At 71.8% G+C, this 16,891-nt stretch carries 13 protein-coding genes; 5 read left to right on the forward strand and 8 right to left on the reverse strand.

What is annotated here, in order from left to right; all coding sequences use genetic code 11:
* Window positions 1-209: 209 nt before the first annotated feature.
* Entirely contained in the window at window positions 210-929 is a 720-nt protein-coding gene (locus ACTWQH_RS31350) for a GntR family transcriptional regulator (protein ID WP_443290214.1), read from the forward strand.
* 83 nt (window positions 930-1,012) lie between these two features.
* On the opposite strand, the gene ACTWQH_RS31355 is transcribed toward ACTWQH_RS31350, so the two are convergent.
* The 5 genes from ACTWQH_RS31355 to nhaA form a co-directional block, all read right to left on the reverse strand.
* Entirely contained in the window at window positions 1,013-2,128 is a 1,116-nt protein-coding gene (locus ACTWQH_RS31355) for an ABC transporter ATP-binding protein (protein ID WP_443290202.1), read from the reverse strand.
* Window positions 2,128-2,973, reverse strand: a complete 846-nt coding sequence (locus ACTWQH_RS31360; RefSeq protein WP_443290203.1) for a carbohydrate ABC transporter permease — start codon at window positions 2,971-2,973, stop codon at window positions 2,128-2,130. The genes ACTWQH_RS31355 and ACTWQH_RS31360 overlap by 1 nt, the downstream gene beginning before the upstream one ends.
* The gene (locus ACTWQH_RS31365) at window positions 2,970-3,917 is read right to left on the reverse strand and encodes a carbohydrate ABC transporter permease (RefSeq protein WP_443290204.1); all 948 of its coding nucleotides are present in this window, start codon (window positions 3,915-3,917) and stop codon (window positions 2,970-2,972) included. The genes ACTWQH_RS31360 and ACTWQH_RS31365 overlap by 4 nt, the downstream gene beginning before the upstream one ends.
* Window positions 3,892-5,277 (reverse strand): extracellular solute-binding protein, encoded by a 1,386-nt coding sequence (locus ACTWQH_RS31370; RefSeq protein ID WP_443290205.1) that lies wholly within the window; start codon window positions 5,275-5,277, stop codon window positions 3,892-3,894. Before ACTWQH_RS31370 ends, ACTWQH_RS31365 begins: the two co-directional genes overlap by 26 nt.
* 172 nt (window positions 5,278-5,449) lie before the next feature.
* Window positions 5,450-6,712 (reverse strand): Na+/H+ antiporter NhaA, encoded by a 1,263-nt coding sequence (gene nhaA, locus ACTWQH_RS31375; RefSeq protein ID WP_443290206.1) that lies wholly within the window; start codon window positions 6,710-6,712, stop codon window positions 5,450-5,452.
* Window positions 6,713-7,089: 377 nt separating this feature from the next.
* Between nhaA and ACTWQH_RS31380 the strand changes: the two genes are divergently transcribed.
* Window positions 7,090-7,557 (forward strand): CBS domain-containing protein, encoded by a 468-nt coding sequence (locus ACTWQH_RS31380; protein WP_443290207.1) that lies wholly within the window; start codon window positions 7,090-7,092, stop codon window positions 7,555-7,557.
* Entirely contained in the window at window positions 7,554-8,864 is a 1,311-nt protein-coding gene (locus ACTWQH_RS31385; protein WP_443290208.1) for an SLC13 family permease, read from the forward strand. The genes ACTWQH_RS31380 and ACTWQH_RS31385 overlap by 4 nt, the downstream gene beginning before the upstream one ends.
* Before the next feature lie 12 nt (window positions 8,865-8,876).
* On the opposite strand, the gene ACTWQH_RS31390 is transcribed toward ACTWQH_RS31385, so the two are convergent.
* The gene (locus ACTWQH_RS31390) at window positions 8,877-9,602 is read right to left on the reverse strand and encodes a potassium channel family protein (RefSeq protein ID WP_443290209.1); all 726 of its coding nucleotides are present in this window, start codon (window positions 9,600-9,602) and stop codon (window positions 8,877-8,879) included.
* Between the two features lie 17 nt (window positions 9,603-9,619).
* Complete coding sequence (locus tag ACTWQH_RS31395; protein ID WP_443290210.1) at window positions 9,620-10,993, reverse strand: TrkH family potassium uptake protein; 1,374 nt, start codon at window positions 10,991-10,993, stop codon at window positions 9,620-9,622.
* A gap of 218 nt (window positions 10,994-11,211) precedes the next feature.
* Between ACTWQH_RS31395 and ACTWQH_RS31400 the strand changes: the two genes are divergently transcribed.
* Both ACTWQH_RS31400 and ACTWQH_RS31405 read left to right on the forward strand, forming a co-directional pair.
* Window positions 11,212-12,114 (forward strand): hypothetical protein, encoded by a 903-nt coding sequence (locus tag ACTWQH_RS31400; protein WP_443290211.1) that lies wholly within the window; start codon window positions 11,212-11,214, stop codon window positions 12,112-12,114.
* A gap of 166 nt (window positions 12,115-12,280) precedes the next feature.
* Window positions 12,281-12,553, forward strand: coding sequence for a WXG100 family type VII secretion target (locus ACTWQH_RS31405; protein WP_443290212.1), 273 nt, complete (start codon window positions 12,281-12,283; stop codon window positions 12,551-12,553).
* 92 nt (window positions 12,554-12,645) lie between these two features.
* Here the strand turns inward: ACTWQH_RS31405 and ACTWQH_RS31410 are convergent.
* Window positions 12,646-16,891, reverse strand: a 4,246-nt coding sequence (locus ACTWQH_RS31410; RefSeq protein ID WP_443290213.1) for an FtsK/SpoIIIE domain-containing protein, incomplete at its 5' end; no start/stop codon positions are given.

Below are 16,891 nucleotides of genomic sequence, written 5' to 3' on the forward strand. Positions count from 1 at the left end.
CCACCGCCGCACGGTGGAAGGGGAACGGCCGATTCGTTCTGCGAACTCGCCGATCCGGTACATGCTGATCACCGTAGATAACTCTGGGCAGCAGTAGGCAAGAATCAGCCACTAGACCTCTCCTCCTGAAACAAACAGCGAAGCAGCAGGCAATCCACCGAGAGAGGAGAGGAGGGGCGAAGGTGGCAGCGGCCAATCTCAACTTCACCATCGACCGCAGCAGTCCCGTACCGCTGTACTTCCAGCTCTCGCAGCAGCTCGAAGAGGCCATAGAGCAGGGCAAGCTGCTGCCGGGCACCCTCCTGGGCAACGAGATCGAGCTGGCCGGCCGCCTCGGCCTGTCCCGCCCCACCGTCCGCCAGGCCATCCAGGCCCTGGTCGACAAGGGCCTGCTGGTCCGCCGGCGGGGCGTGGGCACCCAGGTCGTCCACAGCCAGGTGCGCCGACCGCTCGAACTCTCCTCTCTCTACGACGACCTGGAGGCCGCCGGGCAACGCCCCGCCACCCGCGTCCTGCGGGTCGCCGTCATCCCGGCGACGGCCGAGGTCGCCGCCGCCCTCGGCATCGCGGAGGGCATCGACGTCCGCCTCATCGAACGCCTCCGCCTCACCCACGGCGAACCCATCGCCCGCATGCGCAACTTCCTCCCCCTCAAGCCCCTCGACCCCACCCAGGAGGAGCTGGAGTCCACCGGCCTCTACCGCCTCATGCGCAACGCCGGCACCACCCTCCACAGCGCCCGCCAGTCCATCGGCGCCCGCACCGCCACCCCCGACGAGGCCGCCCTCCTCGCCGAGCCCGACGGCGCGCCCCTGCTGACCATGCAGCGCACGGCGTTCGACGACACCGGCCGGGCCGTGGAGCACGGTAACCACCTCTACCGCGCCTCGCGCTACACCTTCGAGCTCCAGCTCCTGATCCGGAACTGACGAGGAACTGACGGGCCGCCGCGGCCACGACGCCGCGTACCGGACCCGCTTCCGGTTGTTCTCGACCGGGTACAGCGGCATCCCTAGGGCCGTCTGGACTTCGCGATGACGGTCTTCTCGCGCGAGTCGAGCAGCTCGCCGTCCCGGTACAGCAGCACCCGGTCGGTGCGGGGCACCGCGTGGGCCGTGGCGCCCGGCAGGGCCTCCGTGTCCTCGTCGACGACGAGCTGGACGAGGCCGGCGGCCGTGGTGAGGGTCACGAGCTGCGTGGCGCCCAGGTTCTCGACCACGCTGATCTCGCCGCGGAGGGAGCCGGGGGCCGGCGCGGGTGCGTACCGGACGTACTCGGGGCGGATGGCGTAGGTGACCGGCTCGCCCTCGGTGAGGTGGGGGGCGAGGCCGGGCGGGGTGGGAAGGATCGTGCCGCCCACGTCGATGCCGTCTGCGTGGGCGGTGCCGTCGAGGAGGTTCATCGGGGTGGAGCCGATGAAGGAGGCGACGAAGGTGTTGGCGGGGCGGCGGAAGACGGCCGTCGGGGTGCCGAGCTGGCGGATGCGGCCGCGTTCCATGACGGCGATGCGGTCGGCCAACGCCAGGGCCTCGGCCTGGTCGTGGGTGACGAAGATGGTGGTGACGCCCAGCTCGCGCTGGAGGCGTTTGAGGAAGGTGCGGGCCTCCAGGCGCATCCGGGCGTCGAGGTTGGACAGCGGCTCGTCGAAGAGGAAGACCTGGGGGTGGCAGGCCATGGCGCGGGCAAGCGCCGCGCGCTGCTGCTGGCCGCCGGAGAGCTGGGCGGGGCGGCGGGCGAGGTGGTCGCCGAGGCCGAGTTCGGCGGCGGTCTCGGCGGCCTTGGCGCGGCGTTTCGGCTTGGGGACCCTCTGGATGCGGAGGGGGTAGGCGATGTTGTCGGCGACCGTCATGTGGGGGAAGAGGGCGTAGTCCTGGAAGACCATGGCGACGTTCCGGCGTCCGGGCGGGAGCGGGGTGACGTCCCGGCCGCCGAGGTGGATGGTGCCCGAGGTCGCGGTTTCGAGACCGGCGATGGTGCGGAGGAGGGTCGTCTTGCCGCAGCCGGAGGGGCCGAGGAGGGCAAAGAACTCCCCGTCGTGGATGGTCAGGTCGATGCCCTCCAACGCCCGGACGCCGCGGCCCGAGCCGGGGTAGACCTTGGTGAGTGCGGCCAGTTCGATCGCGGCCATCAGCGTTTGATTCCTCCGTGGAAGCGGAAGCCGTAGCGGGAGCTGACGAGCACGAACATCAGCACCACGGGCAGGGAGTACAGCAGCGAGAAGCTGGAGATGAGGGCCAGGTCGGGCTGCCCGCCCTCGGTGTAGAAGGTGTACATGACGACGGCCGCTGGGGACTTCTCCGGGTCGCGCAGGAGCAGGAAGGGGATCAGGAAGTTCCCCCACACCTGCGCGACGGACCACACGGCGATGGTGGCCAGGCCGGGGCGGACGAGCGGGACCACCAGGTGGGCCACGATCTGGAGCGGGGAGGCGCCGAAGACCTGCGCGGACTCCTCGTACGAGCGCGGCATGCCGTCCATGAAGTCCTTCAGGATGAAGATGGCGCTGGGCAGCAGGCCGCCGGAGAGGACCAGGATCACGCCGAGCTGGGAGTCGATCAGGTTGAGTTCGTAGGCGAGGTTGAAGAGGGGGACCATCGCCGCCGTGCCGGTGACGATCGACGACAGCAGGAGCAGGGCGTACAGCAGGGCGTCCCGGCCGGGGATGCGGACGCGGCTGAGGGCGTACGCCGCGAGCGCCGCGAAGACGACCACGGCCGCGCCGGTTCCGGCGGCCAGCAGGACCGAGTTGCCCAGGGAGCGCATGGCGTAGGGGTTGTCCAGCAGCTCCCCGAAGTTGTCCAGGGTGAACGCCGGGAGCGAGGCGGCCACGCCCGGGTCGCGGTCGAAGGGGGCGAAGGCCAGCCACAGCAGGGGGAGGGAGAAGAAGGCGAGGAGGAGACAGCAGCAGGTGTAGTAGCCGATGGTGCGGACGGTGCGCCGCGCCTCGGCGTTCCGAAGCTTCAGGGGCGTCATGCCGGGGACTCCCTCCGCTGCCGCAGCAACCGCACGTACACCAGGGCGATCACCAGGTTGATCAGCAGCATCAGCACGGAGATGGCGGCCCCGAAGCCCAGCTCGCCGCCGAAGACGGCGGAGCGGTAGATGAAGACGGGCATCAGCTCGGTCTTGTCCTCGGGCCCGCCGCCCGTGAGCAGGAAGGGGGTGAAGTCGTTGAACGTCCACAGGCTGATGAGCAGCAGGTTGGTGAGGATGTGGCCCCGGATGCGGGGGAAGACCACGTCCCGCAGCTGCTGCCGGCCCGAGGCCCCCGACAGCCGGGCCGTCTCCAGGTGGGAGGGCGGCACGTTCCCCAGCGCGGCGGCGTAGAGCATCATCGAGAACGCCGTGCCGCGCCAGATGTTGAAGACGATGATCGACACCATCGGGTACTCCAGCAGCCACGCCGTGCCGGGCGTGCCCAGCAGCGCGTTGAGGGTGCCGTCGTCGCCGTCCAGCAGCGCGATCCACAGGAACGCGATCACGGAGCTGGGCAGGATCCACGCCAGCAGCACCATCGCCTCGACCAGCCGCCGCAGCACGCCCCGCCGCTCGCGCATCAGCCAGGCGATGGCGAAGCCCAGCACGGCCTGGCCGAGGACGGCCGAGCCGACGACGAACTGGAGCGTCAGACCGAGGGAGTGGGTGAACTCCTCCTCGTCCAGGGCGCGTTCGAAGTTGTCCAGGCCCACCATCTGCGGGTCGGCCGCGGCCAGCCCGGTGAGGCGGTAGTCGGTCAGGCCGAGGTAGATCGTCCACAGCGCCGGGAAGACGAGGAACGCCGCGATCAGCAGCACGGCGGGCGCGACGAACGCCGAGGCCCCCCACCGGCCCAGACCCGCCGCGTCGCGCTCGGCGCGCCCGGGGTGCGCGGCGCGCCCGGCGGCGTCCGCCTTACGAGGTGACGGTGCCGTTGTCATCGCCGATGAGCTCCTCCAGGTCCTCCTGGTACGCCGCCGCCGCGTCCGCCGCGCTGTCGCCCTCGACCACGGCGGCGGTGGCCTCCTGGAGCAGCACGGACACCTGCGGGTAGACCGCCACCGCGGGACGGTAGGACGTCAGCGGCAGCACCTCCCCGGCGAGGAAGCTGAGGAACGGGTCGTCGGCGAGGACCCGCTCGTTCACGTCCGTGCGCGCGGTGATCCGGGGACCGGACGGCATCGACGCCTCGAACGCCTCGGGCGAGTGCATGAACTCCAGCAGCTCGTACGCGAGGCCGGCGTTGTCGCTGGCAGGGTTGAGCACGCGCACGCCGCCGCCCGACATGCTGACGAAGTCCTGGCCGCGCACGCCCTGGCCCGGCTCGACGGCGGGGATCATGGCGTAGCCGACGGCCTCGTCGCGGTCGGCCATGGGGGCCACGTCGGCGTCCGGGCCGATGACGTCGCGCCAGAAGTAGTCGCCCTCCGCCAGGATGCCGATCTCGCCGGCCGCGAACTGCTCGAAGGACTTGTCCCGGCCCTGCGTCTCCCGCTGGAGGTCCGGGTCCCCCAGATCGCCGGCGTAGATGTCCTCGTACAGGCCGAGGGTCCGCTCCATGCCGTCGGTCGCGCCGCTCCACGCGCCGGAGTCGGCGGCGTAGATCTCCTCGCCCGCCCCGGCCAGGAACGGCAGCAGGCCCTGCATCGTCGTCGCCTCGCCCATGGCGGTGCCGGCGTTGAGCTGGATGGGCGTGACGCCGTCGAGGGCGTTGAGCGCCTCGGCCGCGTCGAGGATCTCGGCCCAGCTCGTGGGCTGCCAGTCGGCGGGCAGCCCGGCCTGGCGGAAGAGGTCCTTGTTGTAGAAGAGCACGCGGGCGTCGGTGCCCGCGGGTATGCCGTACCGCTCGCCGTCGAAGGTGGCCAGCTGCTGCACGGCCTGGGGGATGTGCTGCCAGCCCTCCCAGTCGGCGGAGGCGGGCGAGGTCTCCGGCAGCGGCGCGATGTAGCCCGCCTCGGCGAACTCGCCGAGCCAGATGCCGTCCAGCGAGAAGATGTCGGGCCCCGAGCCGGACTGGAGGTCGAGCGCGAGCCGCGACTTGAACTGCTCGTCGTCGACGCCGCTGGCCTCGAAGGTGACGTTCACCTCGACGCCGGCCTTCCGCTGCTGCTCCTCGAAGCGGGGGATCACCCAGTCCTCGACCCAGTCGGCCTCCTCGGCGTTCTTGCCGCCGCTGATCGCGTTGAGCGCGATCGTCAGCTCGGCGGCGCCGTCGTCGCCGTCTCCCGAGCCGCCGCAGGCCGCCAGCCCGAGGGACACGGCGCAGAGGCCCGCCAGGGCGGCCACCCTTCTGGTCCGCACGGTCAGCACTCTCATCAGCCCAGCCCCACATCCTCGTTGACATGTGCGTGACGGGAGACTGACACATGGTCTAGACCCGCGTGAAGACCTCGGCATGCCTCCTGTTGTCGGTCTGCCCCGTTCCGCCGGCGGAGAGTCCTGGAGCGCTCGGGCAGGACAGGCCCGGGGGGAACTACCCGGCCCCGGCGGCCCGTTCGCGGTGGTGGCGCCCGCGCAGCGTCAGGAGCACGCCGCCGGCGATCGCGGAGAGCACGGAGCCGAGCAGCACCGCGGCCTTGACGGTCCCGGCCAGGGCGGAGCCCTCGTCGAAGGACAGCTCGGTCATCAGCAGCGACACGGTGAAGCCGATGCCCGCGAGCAGGGCGCCGCCCGCCAGGTCGGCCCAGCCGAGGGTGGGGTGGAGCCGGGTGCGGCTGAGGCGGGTGGCGAGCCAGGCGGCGCCGAAGACGCCGGTGAACTTCCCGGCCACCAGCCCCAGCACCACCCCCAGCGCCGCGGGCTCGTCCGCCACGTCGCCCAGCGTTCCGCCGGAGACCTCCACGCCCGCGGCGAAGAAGGCGAAGAGCGGCACGGCGATGGCGGCCGAGTAGGGGTGGACGAGGTGCTCCAGGCGCTCGGCGGGGGAGAGCTTCTCCTCCGGGTCCTCCGGGCGGGTGGTGACGCGCAGCAGCATGCCGAGGGCGACGCCCGCGATGGTGGCGTGGACCCCGCTGTTGTACATCAGCACCCAGATCGCGAGCGCCAGCGGCACGTACACGTACCAGCCGCGCACGTCCCGGCGGTGGAGGGCGTAGAAGAGCACCAGCCCGGCCAGCGCGCCGCCCAGGGCGAGGAAGTTGACCTGGGAGGTGTAGAAGACGGCGATGACGAGGATCGCGACCAGGTCGTCGACGATCGCGAGGGTGAGGAGGAAGGTGCGCAACGCCGAGGGCAGGTGGCGCCCGACCACCGCCAGCACGCCCAGCGCGAACGCGATGTCGGTGGCCATCGGCACCGCCCAGCCGTCCCGGGGCCCCGCCACCGCCACGTACACCAGCGCCGGGACCACGATGCCGCCGAGCGCCGCGAGCACGGGCAGCAGCGCGTCGGCGGGGCGGCGCAGCTCGCCGACGACCAGCTCGCGCTTCAGCTCGATCCCGGCGATGAAGAAGAAGACCGCCAGCAGACCGTCGGAGGCCCAGTGGCCGACCGACAGCTCCAGGCCGAGCGCCGGGATGTCGAGGTGGTGGTCGCGCAGCGAGACGTACTCGTCGCCGAGGGGCGAGTTGGCGAGGATCAGCGCCAGCGCGGTGGCCAGCAGCAGCATCAGGCCGCCGGAGGTCTCCGCGCGGAGAAATTCGGCGACGGTGCGGCGGTCGCGCTCGGCCGCGGCGGCGCGGTCCTCGGGCGTGCGGGCGAGCAACGCGGGCAGCGCGAAGCGCGTGCGCGGGGGCATGGGCGAGCCTTCCCTCTGATCACTGCAACAGAACGAAACGGAACGAGAGCGAGCACCTTCGTTCCGCTGCCGACCAGACTTCCCGGCTCACCAAGCGGACTCTTCGAGGCTACACGCGGCTGCGCGGGCACGCCCGCCGGTGACCGGGCGCCTGGTCGGCGACGTGAACGAACGTGCGTGCGACTTCACATCACCGATCGGGGGTCTTCCGTGGTTCTGCCACCTGCCACCTGCCACCTCACGCACGCCAACCCCTACCTCGCGGCGTTCTCGGCGGGAGCGGCTGACGGCGGCCTGGTTCGGGCGTACCGGTGACACTGCTACTAGGCAGCGGGTGCCGCAGCGGGCGGCCCTGGTCCCCGGCAAGGAGAGTGACCATGCGAGCACGTGAGCTGGCGGAGGAGTACCCGTCGGTGACCCTGGACAGCGATGCCCTGGACGCCGCCCGGCTGCTGGCCGGGCAGCGGCTGCCGGGCCTGGTGGTGATGGACGAGGCGGACGAGCCGTACGCCATCCTCCCCGCCTCGCGCCTGGTCATGGTGCTCGTGCCCGACTACGTCATGGAGGACCCCGCGCTCGCCGCCGTCATCGACGAGAAGCACGCCGACCGCATGTGCCAGGCGCTGCGCGGCATGACGGTCCGCGACTGCCTGCCCTCGCAGCCCGGAAAGCGGCTGCCGCTCCCGGCGGCTGAGCCCGACGACACGGCCATGGAGGTGGCGGCCCTCATGGCCCGGGAACGCAGCCCGCTCGTCGCCGTCGTCGAACGCGACAAGCTGGGCGCGCGCACCCTCGGCGTGATCACCGCCGCGCATCTGCTGGAACGGCTCCTCGGGGAGACATGAACGACTGGCACAGCTGGGCGGCGATCGCCGTCTTCCTCAGCGCGTACGGGCTCATCATCAGCGAGCGCGTCCACCGGACGGCCGCCGCCCTCGGCGGCGCCGGCCTGATGCTGCTGATCTCCGCCACCGACGCGGAGGCGGCGTTCTTCAGCGAGCACACCGGCGTCGACTGGAACGTCATCTTCCTGCTGCTGGGCATGATGGCGATCGTCGGGGTGCTGCGGCAGACGGGCGTCTTCGAGTACCTGGCGATCTGGGCGGTGAAGCGGGCCCGCGGCAGACCCTTCCGGGTGATGGCGATGCTGGTGGTGATCACCGCCTCCGCGTCCGCGCTGCTGGACAACGTCACCACGGTGCTGCTGGTCGCCCCCGTCACGCTGCTGGTCTGCGACCGGCTCGGCCTGCGCGCCGCGCCCTACCTGATCGCGGAGGTCTTCGCCTCCAACGTCGGCGGCACGGCCACCCTGGTCGGCGACCCGCCGAACATCATCATCGCCAGCCCGAGCCGGGCCGACCTCACCTTCAACGACTTCATCGTGCACCTGACGCCGATCGTGATCGTGCTGACGGCTGTGCTGGTGCTGCTGTGCCGGATCATGTTCCGCAAGGCGTTCGTCTTCGACGAGGCGCGGGTCGCGGAGGTCATGGACCTGGAGGAGAAGGAGGCCATCCGCGACCACCGGCTGCTGTACCAGAGCCTGGCCGTCCTCGCCGTGGTCGTCGTCGGGTTCGTCTTCCACCCGGTGCTGCACTACGAGCCCAGCGTCGTCGCGCTGCTCGGCGCCGGGCTGCTCGTCGCGGTGTCGAAGGTGGAGACGGGGGACGTCCTGAAGGAGGTCGAGTGGCCCACCCTCGCCTTCTTCGCCGGGCTGTTCATCATGGTGGGCTCGCTGATCGAGACCGGCGTCATCGGGGAGCTGTCGGAGTCCCTGGCCAACGCCACCGAGGGCAGCGAGCTGGGCGCGGCCATGTCGCTGCTGTTCGGCTCGGCCGTGCTGTCGGGCATCGTCGACAACATCCCGTACGTCGCCACGATGGCGCCGATCACGAACGACCTGGTCACGAGCTTCGGCGGGCCGGAGAGCGGGCCCCACGTGCTGTGGTGGGCGCTGGCGCTCGGCGCCGACCTGGGCGGGAACGCGACGGCGATCGGCGCGTCGGCCAACGTCGTGGTGCTGGGCATCGCGGAGCGCAACCGGCAGCCGATCACGTTCTGGCAGTTCACGAAGTACGGCCTGGTGGTGACGGCGGTGACCGTCACCATCTCGGCGGCGTACGTCTGGCTGCGCTACTTCGCACTGGGCTAGCGCCGGGCAGCCCTAGCTCAGGTCGGCGAACGACTCGACCGCCGGGGTCTTGCCCGTGACGATGATGACGTCCCCGGGCTCGACCACCGTGTCGGCCGTGGCGTACGTGAAGTCCTGCCCGGGGCGTTTGATGCCGACGACCGTCACCCCGTGCTTCGTGCGCACCGCGCTCTCCCGCAGCGGCACGCCCGTCGCCACGTCCGGCGCCACCGTCTTCACCAGGGCGTAGTCGTCGTCGAACTCGATGAAGTCCAGCATCCGGCCGGTCACCAGGTGCGCCACCCGCTCACCCATCTCGTGCTCCGGCAGCACCACGTGGTGGGCGCCGAGCCGCTCCAGGATCTTGCCGTGCTGGCGGCTGATCGCCTTGGCCCAGATGTTCGGCACGCCCTCCTCCAGCAGGTTGGAGCAGGTGAGGATGCTCGCCTCGATGTCGGTGCCGATCGCCACCACGGCGGACGTGAACTCGTGCACCCCCAGCTGCCGCAGCACCTCCGGGTCGGTGCAGTCCGCCACCGCCGCGTGGGTGAGGAAGTCGCTGTAGCGCTGCACGAGGCGTTCGTCCTCGTCGATGCCCAGCACGTCCCAGCCGCGCCGCATCAGCTCTTCCGCCAGCGAGCTGCCGAACCGGCCCAGGCCGATGACGGCGATCCGCTGGTCGCTGGTGTCGCGCTGGGCGTAGGTGCCGGCCAGGCGCTTGCCGCGCCGACGGCGCAGGGAGTGCAGGTATTCGCTCATGGTTTCTCGTTACCCCACTACCCAATGATGGGTCGTTCTTCCGGATGCTGGTAGCGGCGTCTGCGCTCGCGCAGCGCCAGGGCGGAGACCAGCGTGACAGGGCCCACGCGGCCGATGAACATCAGGGCGATCAGGATCAGCTGACCGGCGGCGGGCATGTCGTAGGTCAGGTTCGCGGACAGGCCCACGGTGCCGAACGCCGACACCGCCTCGAAGAGGACCGCCTCGGCAGGCGCGTCCGGCATCACGGTCAGCAGCGCGATCGTGGCCGTGATCACCAGGCCGATGCCGAGCAGCGCCACCGTCAGCGCCTGCCGCAGTACCTGCGGCGAGAGGTGGCGGCGGAAGATGCCGGCGGCCGGGTCGCCCCGCACCTCGGCCAGGATCGCCGCGCCGAGCACCGCGAACGCCGTCACCTTGATGCCGCCCGCCGTGCTGGCCGCGCCGCCGCCGATGAACATCAGCACGCTGGTGCCCAGCAGCGTCGCGGGCTCCATCGCCCCGATGTCGGTGGCGTTGAAGCCCGCCGTGCGGCTGACCGCGGAGTGGAAGAAGGCGCCGAAGATCTTGTCGTCCACGGCCATCGGGCCGAACGTGCCGTCGTTGCTCCACTCCAGGACGAGGGTCATCGCGGTGCCCACGGCGAGCAGCACCGCCGAGACGAGCAGCGTCAGCTTCAGGTGCAGCGTCCAGCCGCGCCGGCCCGTACGCCTCCTGCGCGCCCGGTGCCGCAGCACCTCGATGATCACCGGCGAGCCCAGGCCGCCGAGGATCACCGCCCCCGCCAGGGGCAGCAGCACCCAGGGGTCGTCGGCGAACCCCATCATGTTGTCCGAGCGTGGACTGAAGCCCGCGTTGTTGAACGCCGAGACGGCGTGGTAGACCCCGAAGTGGAGCGCGTCCCCGAGCGACTCCCCGTGGCTGAGCCACAGCCGCAGCGTGAGGATGACGGCGGTGGCGGCCTCCACGGCCAGCGTGATGGCGGCGATGCGCAGCAGCACGCGCCGCACCTCGCCGATGCCGGTCTTGGTCTCGGCCTGCACGTTCAGCGTCATGCGCAGCCGCAGCTTGCCCGCCATCAGCAGGGCCAGCAGCGAGGCCAGCGTCATGATCCCGAAGCCGCCGACCTGGATCATCAGGACGATGGCCCACTCGCCGAAGCCGCTCCAGTAGGTGCCGGTGTCCACCACGATCAGGCCGGTCACGCAGACGGCGGAGGTCGCGGTGAACAGGCAGGTCAGGAGGGGTGCGGAGGTGCCGTCCTCCGAGGCGATGGGGAGGGCCAGCAGGGTGGTGCCGACCAGCACGGTGAACCCGAACGCGAGCGCCACCATGCGCGCCGGGTGGACGCCGAGGACCAGCCGGCGCAACGGCGTCAGGAGCTGCGCCACGTCGTTCCCGTCCTCTCCGTCCTCGTCACCCGGTGGTCGTCGGCCGGGTCACACGATAACCCGCTGTGGTTAAGGCGACCCTTAGCCCAGGGGGCCGGGGCCGGGCCGGGGGCCGTACGCCGCTCGGCCGGGGGCGGTGTCGGTCCCCCGCCCTAAACTGCACACGTCCCCTCGATTCGGTTTCCGAAGACCTCCAAGACCGAAGAAATGAGCCAGTGATGCCCTCTTACGACCTCGCGCGCGATCGGTTCCGGCTGGCCCACCCCCACCTGAGCGTGCTGGGCCTCCTCCACACCAGGGAGCCGATCGACGAGGAGCTCGCCCCCCTCCGGGAGGAGCTCGTCGAGATCGGCCTCGTCAGCGCCGAGGGGGAGATCTCGCCGGTGCTCGCCGATCTGGTGCGGGTCATCACCCGGCCGGTGATCCAGGTCATGGTGGAGCTGACCGGCGTGCAGGGCGTGCAGACCCACGGCGCGCTCATCGGCGAGGGCGCTGCGTTCACCTTCGAGGAGTGGCCGGGCACGGGCGAGTCGGAGTACGCCCAGTTCGAGCTGGCCACCGTCGTCTTCCAGCTCGCCAGGATCGTCGGACTGCGGCAGCGCGCCCGCGAGGAGGCGCGGCCGGCCGTGCTGACGGTGGAGTCCACCATGGGCGCGCTGGACTCGGCGTTCGCGGCGCTGGGCGCGGCCGGGGCGGCGAGCGAAGCGAGATGGGGGTCCCCCCGGCCGAAGGCTGGGGGAGGCCGGCAGCCGGGGCAGGAGCCGGAGCGGGCCGCGCTGGCGAAGATCGCGCGGCAGGTGCTGGGCACCGCCGACCCGGGGATGGAGGAGACGGCGCGCTCGGTCTTCGCCGACCTCATCACGGGGATGCGCGCGAGCTGGCGCATGACCGCGGCCTGGCCGAGCGCCGGCTCCGGGGGCACGGGCGTATCCAGCATCGCGGTCTGGGACTGCGGTGAACTGGGGTACTGGCACCGGGAGTTGCCCGCGGAGCCGATCAAGGAGGGGCAGATCGCGCCGGATTCGCCGCTGCGCCTGGTGCAGGTGCCGGCGAAGAGGGTGTGGAAGATGATCGGCGATCTGTTGCCGAACCGCGACGAAATCCGCGAGGAACCGGCCTGACGGCGCGCCGTTTTGTCCGCTCTGCCCCCCGCAATTGCACAGTCTCGTCACAGGGCTTGTCACACCCTCCGCAGCTGATTGCCCATGATGTAGCGTGCACGGCAGACGGAAACAGATGGAATCAGCCATCTGGGCAAGCCGATTGGGGATTCAGGGGAGGACGACCGTGTCTGTCGACCGCGGTGCAGATATCACAAGGCTCAGGGAACTCGCCACGAAGTTCGGCGAGAAGGCGGAAACGCTCCGCACGGAGATCATCGAGGCGCTGGGCTCGGCCTGCGATGAGAGCATGGACTACTGGAAGGGTCCGGGCGCGGACCGGTTCCGCCAGGAGTACGCGGAGGCCAAGCCTACCTTCACGGACTTCGCCACCGCCCTGGACAACGCGAAGGAAAGCGCCAACAACAGCGCCGAAAACATCGAGGCCGCGACCGCCTAAAGGTCGCCCGACACGGCGAGGGCCTTGACCACACTTTCGTGGTCAAGGCCCTCGCCTTTGCCTTCTTCTTTGCCTTTCTTCTCGCCTCCGTATCAGTCGAGCATCGCCGACTGAATGGGCGTCAGCGAGCCGCCCATCACGAGAATTCCGTTGCCGACCGGGCCCTGCCCGCTGTTCGCCGCCAGCCGCACCCCGAACATCTCGCCCTCGCCGGGGTTGCGCGGCCGCAGCAGCATCCCGTTCCGCGATTTCCGCGCGCTGGCGGCGAATCCCCGGTACTGCGAGGCGAGCGAGTCGATCGACCCGGCCGCGATCAGCGCGTGCTCGCCGTCCAGGCCCGTCTTGACGACCTCCTCCAGCGGCTTGTCCACCGGCGTGTCGTACAGCAGCTCCGCGTCGTCGACCAGCACCGCGTACTGCCGGTCCTTCACCGTCTCCAGCAGCTCGGTCAGGTCGTTCTTGGAGGCGTCGGCGCCGAGCACCCCCACCACGCCCTCCTCGCCCTCCAGCTGCCGCAGCGGCGAGCGGCGCGGCGTGAGCACGATGACCGGCGTGCCGGCGCGCAGCAGGGAGCGGGCGGCGCCCGCCAGCGTCGTCGAGCGCCCCGACTTCGGCGGGCCGGCGATGACGAAGCCGGGCCCGAACTCCTCCAGGTCCACCCCCATCGGGTGCAGCTCGTCGCCGCCGACGCCGAGCATCGCCCACAGCTTCGACGGCGGCACGAACGCCGGGTCGAGCCGCAGCGCCTCCGCCATCGAGATCCGCGTGGGCAGCGCGTCCACCCGCATCGGCCGGTGAACGCCGCCCGCGCCCGCGTGCGCCCGGCGGCCGATCTCCTGCAACGCCGCCACCTGCGCCTGGCCCGCACCGTCCTCGGCCAGCAGCGCGAGCTGGCTCTCCAGCACCCCGTCCCCGCCTGTCTGGAGCACCCGGCCGCTCGGCATGTCGCCGGGCACGTCCTTGGGCCGCAGCCCCACCGAGCCGTAGTCGTTGATGTCGGCCAGCCGCAGCACCAGCTTCGTCGCGAACGACGAGGACACCGGCCCGATCAGCGCCCGCCGGTCCGAGGTGACGACCGCCTTCAGGCCCACCGCCGAGCCCTCGCGGAAGACGAGCTGCATCGTCTCCAGCAGCTGCCCGTAGTTGTACTTCTCGAACGCCGAGACGAACCCCTCCCAGGCGTCCACCATCACCACCATCCACGGCAGCCGCTCCCCGGGCGGCGCCGTGGCGCGCTGCTCGGCCGCGCTGGAGGCGCCCCGCTCGGCCAGCAGCTCCTGCCGCCGCGAGATCTCGCCGCGCAGCCGGTCCAGCAGCCGCCGCACCCGGTCGGCCTGCTCGCGCGTCACGACGGCCCCGGTGTGCGGCAGGCCCACCAGCGGCAGCAGGGCGTTCGAGCCGCAGTCGATGGCGTAGATGTGCACGTCGTCCGGCGAGGTGTCCCGGGCGATGACGCCGGCCAGCGTCCGCAGCGCCGTGGAACGCCCCGAGCGGGCGCCGCCGACGATCAGCGTGTGGTCGCCGTGCACCAGGTCGAGCGTGAGCGGCCTGCGCGCCTGCTCCGAGGGCACGTCGGTGACGCCGAACGCCAGCGGCGCCACGTCGCGGGCGGCGGCGGGCACGGCGTCGGCCGGCTCGGCGTCCGGCGCGGGCAGCTCCTCCAGCACCACCTTCTCCGGCAGCGGCTCCAGCCACGGCCGGTGCGGCTCGCCGAAGCCCATGCGCCGCGCGCTGTCGCGGATCGCCTCCACCAGCACCGCCAGGTCCGTCACCATCGAGCCGTCGTCCTCGGCCTCCCGCCGGCGCGGCAGCGGGCGGCCGAACGCCGGCCAGCCCAGCGGCACCAGCTCGGCGCCCGGCCCGGCGGCGTCCTGCCGGGGCCGCCGGCCGCCGATGCGGGCCGACTGCACGCCGACCAGGTTCTGCGCGCCGGAGCGGACATAGCAGCGGCCCGGCGTCGACTTGGCGATGGCGCCGGAGTCGGGGGCGTCGATCACGTCCTGCGACTCGGCGGCGTTGGTGACGCGCAGCGCGATCCGCAGGTTGGTGTTGGCGCGGATGTCGGCGCTGACCACGCCGGCCGGGCGCTGCGTCGCCAGGATCAGGTGCACCCCGAGCGAACGCCCCCGCCGGGCGATGTCGACCAGACCCGCGATGAAGTCGGGCAGCTCGGCCACCAGCGAGGCGAACTCGTCGATCACGATCATCAGCCGGGGCATCGGCTCCAGCTCGGGCCGCAGCCTGCGGTCGTCGTTGTAGTCCTCGATGTCCTTGTTGCCGGTGCGGAAGAGGATGGACTCGCGGCGGTGCAGCTCGGCGGCGAGCGAGGCCAGCGCCCGCTCCGTCAGGTGGGCGTCGAGGTCGGAGACCATGCCCACGGTGTGGGGGAGGTTGGCGCAGTCCTGGAACGCGCTGCCGCCCTTGTAGTCGATCAGCACGAAGTTGAGCGCCTCGGGGTGGTTGGCCACCGCCAGCGAGGCGATGATCGTCTGCAGCAGCTCCGACTTGCCCGCGCCGGTGGTGCCCGCGACCAGGCCGTGCGGGCCGTCCCGCTTGATGTCCAGCACGTACGGCCCGTCGGCGGTGACGCCGATGGGCGCGGCCGTGGACTGGCCGCCCGCCCGCCAGACGCGTTCGATGTCCTCGCCCGTCGGATTCGGCATGCCGAGCAGCGACAGCAGCCGCGCCGAGGCCGGGATCGCGGAGTCGGAGTCCTCGCGGCTGACGTCGCGCACCGGCGCCAGCGAGCGGGCCACGCGCTCGCACCACGCCGTGGGCACCTGGTCGGCCAGCACCTCACCCACGCTCTCCAGGCCCGAACCGCGCAGCATCACCCGGGTGTGCGACTGCGGCGACCAGGACACCACGGCCTGGCACTCCTCCGGCAGCAGCCGCTCGTCGGCGTCCACGCACAGCGCGACGATGCCCAGCGCCGGGCCCTCCTGGAGCAGCTGCGGCACGCCCGGCATGCGCCGCAGCAGCCGGGCGCCGTCGAGGATCACGAGGATGAACGGGTCGGGGCGGAGCTTCGGCGTGGCGAAGCCGCCGGTGCGCTCGGCCTGGCGGCGGTTCAGCTCCTGCAGCACCTCGTTGACGCGGCGGGCGATCGACTCCGGGTCGGACGCCACCAGCGACACGCACGGCTGGCCCTGCTGCGGGGTGGTGTGCGGCAGCCAGTGCGCCCAGTTCCAGGCGGTGGCGGCGTCGTCGTTGGAGGACAGCACGACCAGGGACACGTCGCGGGGGCTGTGCAGCGCGGCCGCCTGCACCGTCAGCCAGCGGGCGGTGGACAGCACGCGGGGCCGCGCTCCGGAGACGCCGACCACGCCCAGCTCGGGGAGGGGCAGCGAGACGGGCAGGTTCGGCACCACGGGCGGCTCGGGCGGCTCCGGGCCCGCCTTCGACCGGTTGGAGGGGATGATGTCCATCTCGGCGCGCTGGGCGGCGAAGCCGACGCGCAGCCGCAGCACGTCGGGGTCGGTCAGCCGGCGTTCCCACAGGCGGCGGCGCGGGCCGGTCGCGAAGAGCAGGATCTCCGTGGCGTCCGGCTCGGCCTCGCGGCGTATGTGCTGGTCCTGGCGGGCGCAGGCGTTGACCGCCCGGCCGAACTCGGCCATCTCCTCGCGGTACTGCTTGACGGACTTCTTGTACTTCTTCCCCCGGTACTGCTTGTCCTGGACGAACTGCCCGATGACCATCAGCGGGCTCATCGCGCAGAAGATCAGCATGTAGATGGAGTCGAAGATCATGAACATGGTGAAGCCGAAGACCATCATCACGATCGCGGTGATGAAGTTCAGCCGGCTGCCCTCGCCACGGCTGGGCTCGGACGGCAGGTAGAGCCGGGGCCGCTGGTGCACCGGCAGCAGGCGCGGCGGCCGGTTGTACGCCAGCCCGCCCTCGCCGGTCGGCGACAGGTGCGCGTCCGGCTCGGTGGGCCGGTCCAGCACCATCAGCGACTCGCCCACGGCGAGCATCCCGCCCAGCGGCCACACCTCGCGGCCGCCCGCCACGGGCTCGTCGTCGAGGAACGCCGGCAGGCCGGGGGAGAGCGTCAGCTTCACCGTGCCGTGTATGTCGATGCCGATGCGGGCGGAGACGGGCGGCAGCCCCGGGTCGGAGACCGGCACGGAACACGTCGGCGCCGACCCGATGGTGGCCGCGCCGACCGACAGCCGCGCCACCCGCCCGGCGCCGGGGCCGCCGACGACCCGCAGCTCGTACTGGCCGGTGGGCTCGTCGCTGCGCAGCAGCGGCCCGAGCTCGTCGTCGACCGACACGCGCATCCCGTCGCGCAGCAGCGGCGCGACGAGAGCGTCCGGCTCCGCACGCCACCCG

The organism is Streptomyces sp. 6N223 (assembly GCF_052246635.1).
GTDB lineage: Bacteria > Actinomycetota > Actinomycetes > Streptomycetales > Streptomycetaceae > Streptomyces.